The sequence below is a fragment of the Variovorax sp. MSC1_012 genome (assembly GCF_023667525.1).
Lineage (GTDB): Bacteria > Pseudomonadota > Gammaproteobacteria > Burkholderiales > Burkholderiaceae_C > Variovorax > Variovorax beijingensis_B.
Window position 1 is genome coordinate 3,371,136 of sequence record NZ_CM174443.1, and the last position, 14,922, is coordinate 3,386,057.

Genomic DNA, 14,922 nt, shown 5'->3' on the forward strand with positions numbered 1-14,922 from the left:
CTATTTCTTCTTGGTCTTGGGGTCGGCAACGACCGTGGTGACGCCGCGAAGACGCAGCGCATAGGCGTCGTTGTGCCGCAGGTCGGCCCCCTCGACGTCCGCCGCGGTGCGGCGGTACTGGCCCGCGACCTGGGTCACGGTCTTCAGGAAACGCTGCGTGCGGACCGTCACCTCCTCGGCCTGGCCGCGGCCCAGCTCGATCTGGGCGCCGGTGTCCAGCACCGCCTTCCAGCTGCCCCTGCTCGACAGCGTGAGTTCTTCCACGCTGAAGTCGTAGGGCGGGAACAGCGGCGCAATCACGCGGTACATGCCGAGCACCTGGCCGGCCTGCTCGATGGGGCCGTCGAGCCGCGGCAGCCGGTCGTCGACCTCGGCCACGTTCGCTTCGAACACCTCGCCGAAGCCGTTGATCAGCTTCGAGCCGGACTCGTCGCCCCAGTTGGCCACCGGCACCTGCTCGGTCAGCGTCACGCGCAGCTTGTTCGGGAACTCGCGCCGCACCACCGCCTTGCGCACCCAGGGCACCGACTCGAAGGCCGTTCTCGCACGCGCCAGGTCGACGGTGAAGAAGTTGCCCGCGAGCTGCGGCGCGACGTTGGCGCGCAGCGTCACGGCGTTGTTGTGCGTCACGTCACCATCGACCTTGATGCCGCCGATCGGGAAGAACGGCTGGCGCAGCACCCACCATGCGCCCGCCGCCAGCAGCATGAGCGCCACCACCACGAACGCCAGGTTCGAGACGATGTTCATGAGCTTGACGTCGAAGGGCACGGGAATGCTATCGGCCATGGCTATTGCGCTCCCCCCGCGGCATCCAGCGAAGCCGAGGCCAGCACGCGCAGGCACAGGTCTTCGTAGGCAATGCCCGATGCGCGCGCCGACATCGGCACCAGCGAATGGCTGGTCATGCCGGGCGAGGTGTTCATCTCGAGCAGGAAGGGCTTGCGGTCGCTCGCGCGGATCATCACGTCGGCGCGGCCCCAGCCGCGGCAGCCGAGCGTGCGGTACGCGGCCAGCGTGATGCGCTGGATCTCGTGCTCCTCGGCTTCGGGCAGGCCGCTCGGGCAGTGGTACTTCACGTCGTCGGTGAAGTACTTGTTCTGATAGTCGTAGGCGCCTTCGGGTGCGGCAATGCGCACCACGGGCAGCGCATGTGCGTCGAGCCCCTGGCCGAGCACGGCGCAGGTCACTTCCTCGCCTTCGATGAATTCCTCGCACAGCACGTCGGCGTCGTACTTCGCCGAAAGCGCCACCGCGTCCTGCATCTGCGAATAGCCCTCGACCTTGGTCACGCCGATCGACGAGCCCTCGCGCGGCGGCTTCACGATCAGCGGCAGGCCGAGCACGTCGGGCACGGCGCGGACCTGCTCGCGGCTTTGCTGGTCGAAGGCCAGGCGCACGTACCTGGGCGTCGGCAGGCCGTCCGCCTGCCAGATGCGCTTGGTCATGACCTTGTCCATGGCCACGCTCGAAGCCATCACGCCCGAGCCGGTGTAGGGAATGCCGAGCAGCTCGAGCGCGCCCTGCACCGTGCCGTCCTCGCCGTGCCGGCCGTGCAGCGCGATGAAGCAGCGCGCGAAACCCTCGCGCCGCAGCTCGACGAGGTCGCGCTCGGCGGGGTCGAAGGCATGTGCATCGACACCGCGCGAGCGCAGCGCTCCGAGCACGCCATTGCCGGACAGGAGCGAGATTTCGCGCTCGGCGGAGCTTCCGCCGAACAGCACGGCCACCTTGCCGAATTGCTTAGGATCCTGAAGGCTCATGATGCCTCCCCCTTGCGCCTGCTGCGCGTTGTTGGCGGCAGTGATGCCGCAGCCGCAATTTCAACCACCTTGCCCGGCACGGCGCCAATGGAGCCCGCACCCATGCAAAGCACCACGTCGCCGGCGCGCGCGTTGTCCAGGATGGCTTGCGGCATGGCGCCGATGTCGTCGACGAACACCGGCTCCACCTTGCCGGCCACGCGCAGGGCGCGCGCCAGCGTGCGGCCGTCCGCCGCCACGATGGGCGGCTCGCCCGCGGCATAGACCTCGCCCAGCAGCACCGCGTCGGCATTGCCGATGACCTTGACGAAGTCCTCGAAGCAGTCGCGCGTGCGGGTGTAGCGGTGCGGCTGGAAAGCCAGCACCAGCCGTCGCCCCGGGAACGCGCCGCGCGCGGCGGCAATGGTCGCAGCCATCTCGACCGGATGGTGACCGTAGTCGTCGATCACGGTGAAGCTGCCCGCCGGCTGGCCTTGCACGGCCACCTCGCCATAGCTCTGGAAGCGGCGGCCCACGCCCTTGAAGCCGGCCAGGCCGCGCTGCACTGCCTCGTCCGGAATGCCGAGCTCCACCGCCACCGCGATCACCGAAAGCGCGTTGCGCACGTTGTGCTCGCCAGGCAGGTTCAGCACGATGGGCAGGTCGGGCAGCGTGACGCCGTTGCGCCGCTGCGCCGTGAAGTGCATCTGGCCGCCCACCGCGCGCACGTCGACCGCGCGCACCTGGGCTTCCTCGCCGAAGCCGTAGCTCGTCACCGGGCAGGTGACTTCGGCCACGATGTCGCGCACCGCCGGATCGTCGGTGCACAGGATCGCCACGCCATAGAACGGCATACGGTGCAGGAAGTCGACGAAAGCCTTCTTGAGCTTTGCGAAGTCGTGCCCGTAGGTTTCCATGTGGTCGGCGTCGATGTTCGTGACCACCGCCATGACGGGCAGCAGGTTCAGGAACGAGGCGTCCGACTCGTCGGCCTCCACCACGATGTAGTCGCCGCTGCCGAGTTGCGCATTGGCGCCGGCACTGTTGAGGCGCCCGCCGATCACGAAGGTCGGGTCGAGCCCGGCCGCATCGAGCACGCTTGCCACCAGGCTGGTGGTGGTGGTCTTGCCGTGCGTGCCGGCAATCGCGATGCCCTGCTTGAGCCGCATCAGCTCGGCCAGCATCAGCGCACGCGGCACCACCGGAATGCGCTTCTCGCGCGCGGCCAGCACCTCGGGGTTGTCCGACTGCACCGCGGTGGACGTGACGACCGCATCTGCGCCGTCGATGTGCGCAGCGGCGTGGCCCACGAAGGTGCCGATGCCCAGGCCCGCGAGCCGGCGCAAGGTGGCGCTGTCGGCCAGGTCGGAACCGGTGATGCGGTAGCCCAGGTTGAACAGCACCTCGGCGATGCCGCTCATGCCCGAGCCGCCGATGCCCACGAAATGGATGTGACGAATCGCGTGCTTCATCTTGCGAGCTCCTCGCAGGCGCGGACGACGGCCTCGACGGCTTCGGTCTTCTGCATGGTCTTGGCCTTGGCGGCCTTGTCGATCAGCGCGGTGCGCTCGGTTTTCTGTAGCAAATCAGCCAGCAATTCAGGAGTGAGGTCGGTCTGCTGCACCAGCCATCCGCCGCCCGCGTCGACGAGGAAGCGCGCGTTGGTGGTCTGGTGGTCGTCGACCGCCGAGGGAAAAGGCACGAACAGCGCTGCTGCACCGACGGCCGCGATTTCTGTCACGGTGCTGGCCCCGGCGCGCGCGACGATGATGTCGGCGTCGGCGTAGGCCTGCGCGGTGTCTTCGATGAAAGGCGTGAGTTCGCCCTGCACACCGGCTGCCGCGTAGTTGGCGCGCAGCTCGTCGATCTGTTTGGCGCCGCTCTGGTGCAGCACCTGCGGGCGCGTGGCCGGCTCGATGCGGGCCAGCGCCTGCGGCACCACGGCGTTGAGTGCCTTGGCTCCCAGGCTGCCGCCAACCACCAGGAGCCGCAGCGGCCCGCTGCGGCCCGCGAAGCGCACGGCCGGCGCGGGTTGCGAGGTGAACGCCGCGCGCAGCGGATTACCCACCCACTGCGCCTTCTTCAGCACGTTGGGGAAGGCCGTGAACACGCGGTCGGCCACACCCGCCAGCACCTTGTTGGCAAGGCCGGCCACCGAGTTCTGCTCATGCAGCACCAGCGGCTTGTTGAGCAGCACGCTCATCATTCCACCCGGAAAGGTGATGTAGCCGCCCAGGCCGACGACGACGTCGGGTTGCACGCGGCGCACCACGCCGATGCTCTGCCAGAACGCGCGCAGAAGCCGCAGCGGCAGCAGGAACAGCGTGAGCGGCCCCTTGCCGCGCACGCCGCCGAACTGCACCGGCTCGAAGGCGAAGCCGCGCGGCGGCACGAGCTTTTCTTCCATGCTGCCGGGCGCGCCCAGCCAGTGCACGCGCCAGCCGCGCTCGCGCAGCGCCTCGGCCACGGCGAGCCCCGGGAAGATGTGGCCGCCGGTGCCGCCGGCCATGACGAGTGCGGTGCGGCCGGTCATATGCGCCCCCCCCGCATCAACACGCGATTCTCGTAGTCGATGCGCAGCACGACAGCGAGCGCCACCAGATTCATCAGGATGGCCGAGCCGCCGAAGCTCATCAGCGGCAAGGTGAGCCCCTTGGTCGGCAGCGCGCCGAGGTTCACGCCCATGTTGATGAAGGCCTGGAAGCCGATCCACACGCCCACGCCCTGCGCCACGAGGCCCGAGAACACGCGGTCGAGCGCGATGGCCTGGCGGCCGATGTGCATGACACGGCGCGTCAGCCAGAGGAACAGGCCGATGATCAGCAGCACGCCGACCAGGCCGAACTCTTCGCCGATCACCGCGAGCAGGAAGTCGGTGTGCGCCTCGGGCAGCCAGTGCAGCTTCTCGACGCTGCCGCCCAGGCCAACGCCGAAGACCTCGCCGCGGCCGATGGCAATCAGCGAATGCGACAGCTGATAGCCCTTGCCCAGCGCATGCTCCTCGCTCCAGGGATCGAGGTAAGCGAAGATGCGCTCGCGGCGCCACGAGCTGGAGGCCACGATGGTGCCGAAGGCCACCACCACCAGCGCCGCGATCACGAAGAACATGCGCGCGTTCACGCCGCCCAGGAACAGGATGCCCATCGCGATGACGGCAATCACCATGAACGCGCCCATGTCGGGCTCGGCCATCACCAGCATGCCGACCACCACCACCGCCACGCCCATCGGCAGCACGGCGCGGAAGAAGCGCTCCTTGATCTCCATCTTGCGCACCATGTAGCTGGCGGCATAGAGCACCATCGCCAATTTGGCGAGCTCCGACGGCTGAAAGCGCATGAAGCCCAACGGCAGCCAGCGCCGCGCGCCGTTGACGTTGATACCGATGTGCGGAATGAGCACCGCCACCAGCAGCAGCAGCGAGGCCACGAAGAGCCAGGGCGCCGCGCGCTCCCAGGTCTTCATCGGAATCTGGAAGGCCAGCAGCGCTGCGACGACCGCAAACACCACCGAGGCCGCGTGCCGCGTGAGGAAGAACGACGCGCTGTAGCCCGCACGCGCGAAGCGCGGGTTGTCCGGCAGCGCGATGGAGGCCGAATACACCATCACCAGGCCCCAGGTGAGCAGCGCAACGGTGACCCAGACCAGCGCCTGGTCGAAGCCCAACACGCGCATCGGCGCGGCCTTGGTCTGCGTGACACCGGCGCCGCCCAAACGCACCGGCAGGTGCACGGGCAGCGAATCGATGCCGCTGCGCGCGCGCCGGAACCAGCCGCCGAAACGGCTGGTCTTCGCGTTGGGCGTGGCGCCTGCGGCCGTGGTGTTCAAACCGGACCTCCTGAGGAAAAGTCAGCATCGTTCGACGACGAGGCGGTCCCCTGCGGGTCGTCCTCGAGCGCCTGCACGGCCTCGCGGAACACGGCCGCGCGGTGCTCATAGTCCTTGAACATGTCGAAGCTCGCACAGGCCGGTGACAGCAGCACGGCATCGCCGGGGTTGGCGCGCGCGGCGGCCAGCTTGACGGCCTCTTCCATCGAGCCCGCATGCATCAGCGAAGCGCCGGTGGCGGCCAGTGCCTGCTCGATCAGCGGCGCATCGCGGCCGATGAGCACCACGGCGCGCGCGTACTGCGCCACGGGCGCAGCCAGCGGCTCGAAGTCCTGGCCCTTGCCCTCGCCGCCGAGGATCACCACCACGCGGCGGTCTTCGCCCAGGCCGTTGAGGGCGGCGACCGTTGCGCCGACATTGGTGCCCTTGCTGTCGTCGAAGTATTCGACCTCGTCGACGATGGCGATCGGCTCCACGCGGTGCGGCTCGCCGCGGTATTCGCGCAGGCCGTAGAGCATGGGGCCGAGCGGGCAGCCGGCAGCGCTGGCCAGCGCGAGCGCCGCCAGCGCGTTCATCGCGTTGTGGCGGCCGCGGATGCGCAGCACGTCGGCGGGCAGCAGGCGCTGCAGGAAGATTTCTTCCTCGACCACCGCGCCGCGCTTGCGCTTCTGTGTTTCGTCGGCCTCGAGCGCGCGCACCAGCCAGGCCATGCCGTTGACGCGTTCGATGCCGTAGTCGCCGGGACGCTGCGGCATTGCGGCGCCGAAGGTGACATGGGCGCGGATCTGCGGGCGCTGCAGCTTCACCTTGACGGGCGCAGGCAGCATGGCCATCACGCCGGGGTCGTCGCGGTTGAGCACCATGAGGCCCTGCGCGCCGAAGATGCGCGCCTTGGCCGCGGCGTAATGCGGCATGTCGCCATGCCAGTCGAGATGGTCCTGCGTGAGGTTGAGCACCGTGGCTGCGGTCGGCTCGAAGCCCTGCACGCCGTCGAGCTGGAAGCTCGAGAGTTCGAGCACCCAGACATCGGGCAGCGTCTCGGCATCGATGTGCGAGGCCAGGGTGTCGAGCAGCGTCGGGCCGATGTTGCCCGCCACGGCCACGCTCTTGCCCGCGCGCTCGACCAGCTGGCCGGTGAGCGCGGTGACGGTGGTCTTGCCATTGGTGCCGGTGACGGCGAGCACCGCGGGCGTGTAGCCCTTGGGCACCGGCGGCTCCTCGATCGGCACCAGCTTGAGCTGCGGCGTGTCTTCTTCCTCGACCGCGGCGGAGGCCGGGTTGGTGGCGGAAAGTTCGGCGATCTTCGCGACGAACTCGGCGGCCTCCCTGGCGGCCGTGGGGACGTAGGGCTGGCCGGGGGTCGGCAGGCGCGACACGGTGGCGGAGGCTGGTGCGGGCGCGGTCGCTGGCGCGGGGGCATCCTGCGCCTCGGCCGCGGGCGCCTCTTCCTGCGACGGTTGTTGCTCTTCCTCGGGCGGCGGCGCGGCGGGAACGCTCAGCGACGGGTCGCGCGGCATGGCTTCGGCCTGCGCGGGGAGCGGTGCGGGTTCGGCTTCTGCCGCATCGGCAGCGGCATCGGCGACGGACTCGGCCGCTTCCGGCATCTCGGGCGTTGCCGGCTCTTCCGATGGTGCGGCGGCCGCGGCGGCCGCAGCTTCCGCCGGTTCACCAGCGAGCGGCAATTCGCCTTGCGCTTCGGGCTCCGCGACTGGCTCCGCCAGCACCTCCACCGCAGGCTCTTCTTCCGGCACTTCAGGCGCCGCTTCCACCACCGGCACCTCGACGGTCCGCAGGTCCAGCAGCGCGCGCGCGAACAGATCCAGTTCGCCGCCGACCGCGAGCCCCACGGCCCGCGCCGCATCGACGACGGGTGCGATGGTGGCGGGCGACAGCCCCGGCGAGCGGTACACGGCGCGGATCGGCGTGCCTTCGATCAGCGCAGCCGAGAACGGTCCGCCGACGAACGCCACGTGGGGCCACTCCGCCCGCAGCGTCGCAAGCAGCGCCGGCGCCTCGCGCGTGTCTGCCACCGTGACGACCGCGCCGTGGCGCGCGCACCAGCGCGCCATCGCCAGCCCGGACGCACCGAGGCCGAGGATCAATACGGGGAGGTCTTTCAGATGCCGCATGTGCTTTCTCTTCCCGTCAGCGCAGCTTCAGCGTCGAAAGGCCCACGAGGCACAGCAGCATCGTGATGATCCAGAAGCGCACCACGACCTGCGTCTCGCGCCAGCCGCTCTTCTCGAAATGATGGTGCAGCGGCGCCATCTTGAGCACGCGGCGACCCTCGCCGTAGCGCTTCTTGGTGTACTTGAAGTACATGACCTGCGCCATCACCGAGATCGCCTCGACCACGAAGATGCCGCCCATGATGAAGAACACGATTTCCTGGCGCACGATGACCGCGATGGTGCCCAGCGCGCCGCCAAGCGCCAGCGCGCCCACGTCGCCCATGAAGACCTGCGCCGGATGGGTGTTGAACCAGAGGAACGCGAGGCCCGCACCGGCCATGGCCGAGCAGAACACCAGCAGCTCGCCCGAGCCCGGGATGTTGGGGAACAGCAGGTACTTGGAATACACCGCGCTGCCCGTCACGTAGGCGAACACGCCCAGCGCCGAACCCACCATCACCACCGGCATGATCGCCAGGCCGTCCAGGCCGTCGGTCAGGTTGACCGCGTTGCTCGCGCCCACGATCACCAGGTAGGTGAGGATCACGAAGCCGATGCCGCCGAGCGGATAGCTCACTTCCTTGAAGAAGGGAACCAGCAGGTTGATCTTGGGCGGAAAGTCCAGGTCGAAGCCCGACTGCACCCAGGCGAAGAACAGCTGCAGCACGCGCCAGTTCGAGCTTTCCGAGATGCTGAAGAGCAGGTAGAAGCCCGCGATCAGGCCGACCACCGATTGCCAGAAGTACTTCTCGCGCGAGCGCATGCCCTCCGGGTCCTTGCGCACCACCTTGCGCCAGTCGTCGACCCAGCCGATGGCGCCGAAGCCCAGCGTGACCCACAGCACGATCCACACGAAGCGGTTGGAGGGGTCGAACCACATCAGCGTGGCAAAAGCAATGGCGAACAGCACCAGCACGCCGCCCATGGTGGGCGTGCCGCTCTTGGTCAGGTGCGTTTCCATGCCGTAGCCGCGAATCGGCTGGCCGATCTTGAGCGCGGCCAGCCGGCGGATCACGTAGGGGCCGGCCACCAGGCCGACCACCAGCGCCGTCAGCGCAGCCATCAGCGCACGGAACGTGAGGTATTGGAAAACGCGCAGGAATCCGAACTCGGGCGAAAGTGTTTGCAGCCATTGGGCCAGGCTCATCAGCATGTGGTGTCGCGCGGCTCATGCGTCATGACCGGCCTCCTTTTGTTGTTGTGATTGCTCGATCGCCTGCACCACGCGCTCCATCTTCATGAAGCGCGAGCCCTTGACGAGCACGCTCCCCAGCTGGGGCAGCCGCGCCAGCACCGCGGCGCCGAGCGCCTCGATGTCCGGGAAATGGCGACCGTTGTCGCCGCCATTGAAGGCGGTAATGCTGTGCGCGGTTTCAGCGCCCAGCGCGTAAACCGCTTCGATGCCGCGCTGCCGCGCCCAGTCGCCGACCTCGGCATGGAATTCGGGTGCGCGGTTGCCGACCTCGCCCATGTCGCCAAGCACCAGCAGGCGCGGCCCGGGCAGGGCTGCGAGCACGTCGATGGCCGCGCGCATGGAATCGGGATTGGCGTTGTAGCTGTCGTCCACCAGCGTGAGCGAATGCCCGCCGGGCAGGACGACCTCGCTCGCCTTGGAGCGGCCCTTCACCGGCGCGAACGCCGTGAGGCCGCGGGCAATGACTTCGGGCGGAATGCCGGCTGCCAGTGCGCACGCGGTGGCCGCCAGCGCGTTGACGACGTTGTGCCGGCCCGCGATGTGCAACTGCGCATCGAAGTCGCCGAGCGGCGTGCGGACGCGGACCTGCCATGCGCCCTGCTGCCACTCGGCGCCCACCAGCGAGATGTCGGCGTCTTCCTGCTCGCCGAAGGTCATGCAGCGGCGCATGGCGCCATCGCGCGCCATGTCGTTCCACAGCGGCGTGAACTCGTCGCCGTGCGGGAACACCGCGGTGCCGCCCTCCGGCACGAAGGAAAACACCGCGCCGTTCTCCAGCGCCACCGCCTCGACGGTGGCCATGAACTCCAGGTGCTCGCGCTGGGCGTTGTTGACCAGCGCGATGGTCGGACGCGCAATGGCCGCGAGCCGTGCGATCTCGTCCGGATGGTTCATGCCCAGCTCGACCACCGCATGCTGGTGCTTCGAACGCAGGCGCAGCAGCGTGAGCGGAACGCCGATCTCGTTGTTGAAGTTGCCGGCCGTCGCAAGTGCGCGCTCGCCCCTGAAGGCAACGAGCACGGCCGCGATCATCTGCGTGACGGTCGTCTTGCCGTTGCTGCCTGTCACGGCGATCAGCGGCAAGTCGAACTGCGCACGCCAGCCGGCGCCGAGTGCGCCGAGCGCCGCCAGCGAATCGGGCACCTCGAGGCCCGCCAGGCCGGCCACTTGCAGGCCGCCGTGCGCAATGGCGGCGACAGCGCCGCGCGCCTTGGCATCGGCCAGGAATTCATTGGCGTCGAAGCGTTCGCCCTTGAGCGCCACGAACAGGTCGCCTTCCGCAAGCGTGCGGGTGTCGGTATGGACGCGGGCAATGGTGGCTGCCGGGTCGCCCACCAGGCGTGCGCCGGGAATCCATTGCTGCGCCTGGGCGAGCGTGAACATCATCGGCGAGTGGTTCATGCGGCACCTCGCTGGGTGAGTGCATCGAGCGCATGGACCCGGTCCGAGAACGGAATGCGCTGGCCGGCAATTTCCTGCCAGGCTTCGTGGCCCTTGCCGGCGAGGAGCACCACGTCCTGCGGCGCCGCCTGCGCGATGGCGTCGGCAATGGCGGCCGCGCGGTCGGGCTGCACCTGGGCCGCTTCGGGGCGCGCAAGGCCGAGCAGCACCTGGCTGATGATCGCGTCGGGGTTCTCGCTGCGCGGGTTGTCGCTGGTCACGATCACGCGGTCGGCCTGGCGCTCGGCCACGGCGGCCATCATCGGGCGCTTGATCGGATCGCGGTCGCCGCCGCAGCCGAACACACACCAGAGCGCGCCGCCGCGCTGCTGCGCCAGCGGGCGCAGCCCGGCCAGCGCCTTGTCGAGGGCGTCGGGCGTGTGGGCGTAGTCGACCACGGCCAGCGGCGCACCCGCGTTCGCCTCGGCAGCGCCCACGCGCTCCATGCGGCCCGGCACGCTGGTGAGGTTGGCGCAGGCAGCGACCGCTTGCGCCAGGGAAAGGCCCAGCGCCCGCAGCGTGCCGAGCACGCCCAGAAGGTTAGCCACGTTGTACTGGCCGATCAGGCCGGTCGACATGCGCTCCACGGCGTCGTTGTCGTGTTCGGCGACCGAGAACCGCAGGCCCTGCGCGTCGTAGCCCACGTCGCGCGCCATGAGCCGCGCCGGCGCGCCGGCGGCCGACACGGTCCAGACGTCGAGCGCGCCGATGCCGGCCTCGAGCAGGTTCGCGCACAGGCTGGCGCCGTGCACGTCGTCGATGTTGATCACAGCGGCGCGCAGCCCGGGCCAGCGGAACAACTCGGCCTTGGCCTGCCAGTAGGCATCCATGCTGCCGTGATAGTCGAGATGGTCCTGCGTGAAGTTGGTGAACACGGCCACCGCGATGCGCGCACCGTCGAGCCGGCGTTCGGCGATGCCGATCGACGAGGCCTCGATGGCGCAGGCGCCGAAACCGCGCTCCACGAGCGCGCGCAGCTCGCGCTGCATCATCACCGGGTCGGGCGTGGTGAGACCGGTGTAGCTGAGCTCCGGCGGCACGCCGATGCCCAGCGTGCCCATGACCGCGCACGGCGAGGGCACGGCGCGTTCGGCGCTGCCGTCGAGCCGCGGCGCGCGAACGCCGCCGGGCACGGCCAGCGTGGAGAGCGATTCGGCGAGCCACCATGCGGTGGAGGTCTTGCCGTTGGTGCCAGTCACGGCCAGCACCTCGAGCGCGGCCGAGGGGTTGTCGTAGAAGGCCGATGCGATCGGACCGGTGGCGGCCTTGAGCCCGGGGTAACTCGCGATGCGGTCGTCGCCATCGAAGCCGAAGGCCTCGACGCCCTGGTGCTCGACCAGGCAGGCCGCGGCGCCCTGCGCCAGTGCCGAAGCCACATGCTTGCGCCCGTCGGTGGCGGCACCGGGCCAGGCGATGAAGCCGTCGCCCGCGCCCACCGGCCGGCTGTCCGCATGCAGCGCGCCACCTTGCACGCGCTCCTTGAGCCAGAGCGCGGCGAGGGGGGGGGAAGTGAGTGTCAGCATGCTCAGAAGCTCTCGTCGACGCCTTGCGTCACCACCAGCGGTTTGACCGCGAGGTCGGGCGGAACGTTCATCATGCGCAGGGTCTGCTGCACGACCTCGCTGAAAACAGGCGCGGCGGCCACGCCGCCGAAATACTGGCCGTCGCTCGGCTCGTCGATCATCACGCCGACGATGATGCGTGGCTTTTCGATCGGCGCCATGCCGGTGAACCACGCGCGATATTTGTTGCTCGCGTAACCTTTGCCAACCTGCTTGTGCGCGGTGCCCGACTTGCCACCGACCGAGTAGCCGATGGTCTGCGCGCGCGTGCCGGTGCCGCCCGGACCCGCCGCCATCTGCAGCATCTTGCGCACCGCGAGCGCGTTCGAGGGCGAGAACACCCGCACGCCCACGGGCGACTCGGTGTTCTTGAGGATGGTGACCGGAATGATGGCGCCGTCGTGCGCGAAGGCGGTGTACGAATGCGCCATCTGGAACAGCGACGCCGACAGGCCGTAGCCATAGGCCATGGTGGCCTGCTCGACCGGCTTCCAGGTCTTCCAGGGGCGCAGGCGCCCCGTGACCGCGCCCGGAAACTGGATCTGCGGCTTCTGGCCGTAGCCGAGCGCCGTGTAGGTGTCCCACATCTCGTGCGGGGTCATCTTCTGCGCGATCTTGAGCGCGCCCACGTTGCTGGACTTCTGGATCACGCCCTCGACCGTGAGCGTGCCGTAGTTGTGGGTATCGCTGATGGTGAAGCCGCCCAGCTGGAAGCGGCCGGGCGAGGTCTCGATCAGCGTCGAGGGCTTCACGCGGCCGGCCTCCAGCGCCATGGCCACGGTGATCGGCTTCATGGTCGAGCCGGGCTCGAAGGTGTCGGTGAGCGCGCGGTTGCGCAACTGCTCGCCCGTGAGGTTCTGCCGCTTGTCGGGCACGTAGCTCGGGTAGTTGGCCAGGGCCAGCACCTCGCCGGTGACCGCGTCCAGCACCACCACGCTGCCGGCCTTGGCACGGCGCGCGGTCACGGCGTCGCGCAGCTTCTGGTAGGCGAAGAACTGCACCTTGCTGTCGACGCTGAGCTGGATGTCCTTGCCGTCGACCGGCGGCACCTGTTCGCCCACGCCCTCGACCACGCGGCCCAGGCGGTCCTTGATGACGCGGCGCGAGCCGGCCTTGCCGGCCAGCTCCTTGTTGAAGGAAAGCTCGATGCCTTCCTGCCCGTTGTCCTCGACGTTGGTGAAGCCCACCACGTGCGCCGCGGCCTCGCCCTCGGGGTACTGGCGCTTGTATTCCTTGCGCTGGTAGATGCCCTTGAGGTTGAGCGCGGCAATCTGCTTGGCAATGGACTCGTCGACCTGGCGCTTGATCCAGACGAAGGTCTTGTCCTCGTCCTCGAGCTTCTTGTCGAAGTCCTTCTGCGGCATCTCGAGCAGCTTGGCCACCTGCTTGAGCTTGGCCCGCACCTCGGGGTCGTCGCGCTCGATGTCTTCCGGAATGGCCCAGATGCTCGGCGCCACCACGCTGGACGCCAGGATCAGGCCGTTGCGGTCGAGGATGCGCCCGCGGTTGGCCGGCAGCTCGAGCGTGCGCGCAAAGCGCACTTCGCCCTGCCGCTGGAAGAAGCTGTTGTTGAACACCTGCACATAGGCGGCGCGGCCCGCCAGCACCACGAAGCCGAACGCGATGCCGGCGACGATGAACTTGCTGCGCCACACCGGCGTCTTGCTCGCAAGCAAGGGACTGGTGGTGTAGCGGACGCTGCGGCGGCTCATCGCTGGGTCCTCGCGACGGGTTTGGCAGCTGGCGTCGCAGGCGGCGCCGGCGGCGCCACCACGGCCGGAATCACCGTGCCGTCGGGCCGCACGTACTGCGTGATGGCCGGCGTGGTGGTGCGCATCTGCAGCTGCTCCTTGGCCAGCTTCTCCACGCGCAATGGCGTGGCCTGCGCGCGCTTTTCCACCTGCAGCCGGTCGTGGTCGAGCTCGAGCCGGCGGGCTTCCTGCTGGGTGCGGTCGAGCTCGGTGTAGAGCTGGCGCGACAGGTACTGCGTGTGCACGAGGTAGAGCGCGGAGGCGACCACCGCGAGCAGCAGGAGCAGGTTCAAGCGCGCCATGTCAGGCAGACTCGGTGGTGCGCTCGGCCACGCGCAGGATTGCGCTGCGCGAGCGCGGGTTGCCGTGCACTTCGGCGTCGGACGGCTTGATGCGTTCGAGCGCGCGCAGCTTCATGGCCTTCGGGGCGGCGAACGGCGCGCGGCGGTCGTACACCTCCTTCGAGTGCCTGGCGATGAACTGCTTCACGATGCGGTCTTCCAGCGAGTGGAAGCTGATCACCGCGAGCCGGCCTCCGGGTTGCAGCACGGAAAGGCTCGCCTCTAGCGCCTGTTGCAGCTCTTCAAGCTCGGCGTTGATGAAAATCCGAAAAGCCTGAAATGTGCGCGTTGCAGGGTTCTGGCCCGGCTCGCGGGTTTTGACCGTGCCAGCCACGAGCTCGGCCAGTTCGGTGGTGGTTGAAATTGCGCCCCGTTCTTGTCGGCGAGCAACAATCGCCTTTGCAATCTGAACAGCAAACCGTTCTTCGCCATAGTCACGGATCACCTCTGCAATCTGCTGAAGTTCGGCCGTTGCCAGCCAATCGGCCACGCTCTCGCCGCGCGTGGTGTCCATGCGCATGTCGAGCGGACCGTCGAAACGAAAACTGAAACCGCGCACCGGGTTGTCGATTTGCGGCGAACTCACGCCCAGGTCCATCAGCACACCCGCCACGCTGGCATCGGGCAATTCGCCCAGCGAACGGAATCCCTGGTGCCGGATGGAAAAACGCGCATCCGAGATGCGCGCTGCTTCGGCCACCGCTTCCGCATCCTTGTCGAATGCGATCAGCCTGCCTTCCGGTGCCAGCCGCGCGAGGATCGCGCGCGCATGCCCTCCGCGCCCGAAGGTCGCATCCACGTAGGTGCCGGTGGCTGCCGTGCTGCCGGAAAGAAGGGCTTCCACCGCTTCGTTCAGCAAGACGGTCGTATGGGTCCATGGAGTGTTCACGTC

General features: G+C 68.8%; 12 protein-coding genes. All 12 read right to left on the reverse strand.

All coding sequences use genetic code 11. The features are described 5' to 3' along the window. The 12 genes from L1081_RS15965 to rsmH are packed head-to-tail and all read right to left on the reverse strand — an operon-like array spanning nt 1 to nt 14,919. A complete protein-coding gene (locus tag L1081_RS15965; RefSeq protein ID WP_489413046.1) occupies nt 1-789 on the reverse strand; it encodes a cell division protein FtsQ/DivIB in 789 nt (262 codons plus the stop codon). Between the two features lie 2 nt (nt 790-791). Beyond that, a complete protein-coding gene (locus tag L1081_RS15970; RefSeq protein WP_489413047.1) occupies nt 792-1,763 on the reverse strand; it encodes a D-alanine--D-alanine ligase in 972 nt (323 codons plus the stop codon). Further along, on the reverse strand, nt 1,760-3,214 hold the full coding sequence (gene murC / locus L1081_RS15975) for a UDP-N-acetylmuramate--L-alanine ligase (protein ID WP_489413048.1): 1,455 nt from the start codon (nt 3,212-3,214) through the stop codon (nt 1,760-1,762). The genes L1081_RS15970 and murC overlap by 4 nt, the downstream gene beginning before the upstream one ends. Next, nucleotides 3,211-4,275, reverse strand: coding sequence for an undecaprenyldiphospho-muramoylpentapeptide beta-N-acetylglucosaminyltransferase (gene murG / locus L1081_RS15980; RefSeq protein ID WP_489413049.1), 1,065 nt, complete (start codon nt 4,273-4,275; stop codon nt 3,211-3,213). The genes murC and murG overlap by 4 nt, the downstream gene beginning before the upstream one ends. Next, complete coding sequence (ftsW, locus tag L1081_RS15985; RefSeq protein ID WP_489413050.1) at nt 4,272-5,570, reverse strand: putative lipid II flippase FtsW; 1,299 nt, start codon at nt 5,568-5,570, stop codon at nt 4,272-4,274. Before ftsW ends, murG begins: the two co-directional genes overlap by 4 nt. Beyond that, the gene (gene murD, locus L1081_RS15990; protein WP_489413051.1) at nt 5,567-7,699 is read right to left on the reverse strand and encodes a UDP-N-acetylmuramoyl-L-alanine--D-glutamate ligase; all 2,133 of its coding nucleotides are present in this window, start codon (nt 7,697-7,699) and stop codon (nt 5,567-5,569) included. The genes ftsW and murD overlap by 4 nt, the downstream gene beginning before the upstream one ends. Nucleotides 7,700-7,715: 16 nt before the next feature. Continuing rightward, a complete protein-coding gene (mraY, locus tag L1081_RS15995; RefSeq protein WP_319429647.1) occupies nt 7,716-8,894 on the reverse strand; it encodes a phospho-N-acetylmuramoyl-pentapeptide-transferase in 1,179 nt (392 codons plus the stop codon). 15 nt (nt 8,895-8,909) lie between these two features. Further along, nucleotides 8,910-10,322, reverse strand: coding sequence for a UDP-N-acetylmuramoyl-tripeptide--D-alanyl-D-alanine ligase (locus L1081_RS16000; RefSeq protein WP_489416796.1), 1,413 nt, complete (start codon nt 10,320-10,322; stop codon nt 8,910-8,912). 11 nt (nt 10,323-10,333) lie between these two features. Continuing rightward, a complete protein-coding gene (locus L1081_RS16005) occupies nt 10,334-11,899 on the reverse strand; it encodes a UDP-N-acetylmuramyl-tripeptide synthetase (RefSeq protein WP_489413052.1) in 1,566 nt (521 codons plus the stop codon). Between the two features lie 2 nt (nt 11,900-11,901). Further along, a complete protein-coding gene (locus L1081_RS16010) occupies nt 11,902-13,650 on the reverse strand; it encodes a penicillin-binding transpeptidase domain-containing protein (protein ID WP_489413053.1) in 1,749 nt (582 codons plus the stop codon). Beyond that, nucleotides 13,647-13,991, reverse strand: coding sequence for a cell division protein FtsL (gene ftsL / locus L1081_RS16015; protein ID WP_489413054.1), 345 nt, complete (start codon nt 13,989-13,991; stop codon nt 13,647-13,649). Before ftsL ends, L1081_RS16010 begins: the two co-directional genes overlap by 4 nt. Before the next feature lies 1 nt (nt 13,992). Beyond that, complete coding sequence (rsmH, locus tag L1081_RS16020) at nt 13,993-14,919, reverse strand: 16S rRNA (cytosine(1402)-N(4))-methyltransferase RsmH (protein ID WP_489413055.1); 927 nt, start codon at nt 14,917-14,919, stop codon at nt 13,993-13,995. Nucleotides 14,920-14,922 lie beyond the last annotated feature (3 nt).

Coding starts and splice junctions, on each gene's coding strand:
- murD (WP_489413051.1), bottom strand. CDS start 7,699: ATGCGGCATCTGAAAGACCTCCCCGTATTGATCCTCGGCCTCGGTGCG.
- mraY (WP_319429647.1), bottom strand. CDS start 8,894: ATGCTGATGAGCCTGGCCCAATGGCTGCAAACACTTTCGCCCGAGTTC.
- L1081_RS16000 (WP_489416796.1), bottom strand. CDS start 10,322: ATGATGTTCACGCTCGCCCAGGCGCAGCAATGGATTCCCGGCGCACGC.
- L1081_RS16005 (WP_489413052.1), bottom strand. CDS start 11,899: ATGCTGACACTCACTTCCCCCCCCCTCGCCGCGCTCTGGCTCAAGGAG.
- L1081_RS15965 (WP_489413046.1), bottom strand. CDS start 789: ATGGCCGATAGCATTCCCGTGCCCTTCGACGTCAAGCTCATGAACATC.
- murC (WP_489413048.1), bottom strand. CDS start 3,214: ATGAAGCACGCGATTCGTCACATCCATTTCGTGGGCATCGGCGGCTCG.
- murG (WP_489413049.1), bottom strand. CDS start 4,275: ATGACCGGCCGCACCGCACTCGTCATGGCCGGCGGCACCGGCGGCCAC.
- L1081_RS15970 (WP_489413047.1), bottom strand. CDS start 1,763: ATGAGCCTTCAGGATCCTAAGCAATTCGGCAAGGTGGCCGTGCTGTTC.
- L1081_RS16010 (WP_489413053.1), bottom strand. CDS start 13,650: ATGAGCCGCCGCAGCGTCCGCTACACCACCAGTCCCTTGCTTGCGAGC.
- ftsL (WP_489413054.1), bottom strand. CDS start 13,991: ATGGCGCGCTTGAACCTGCTCCTGCTGCTCGCGGTGGTCGCCTCCGCG.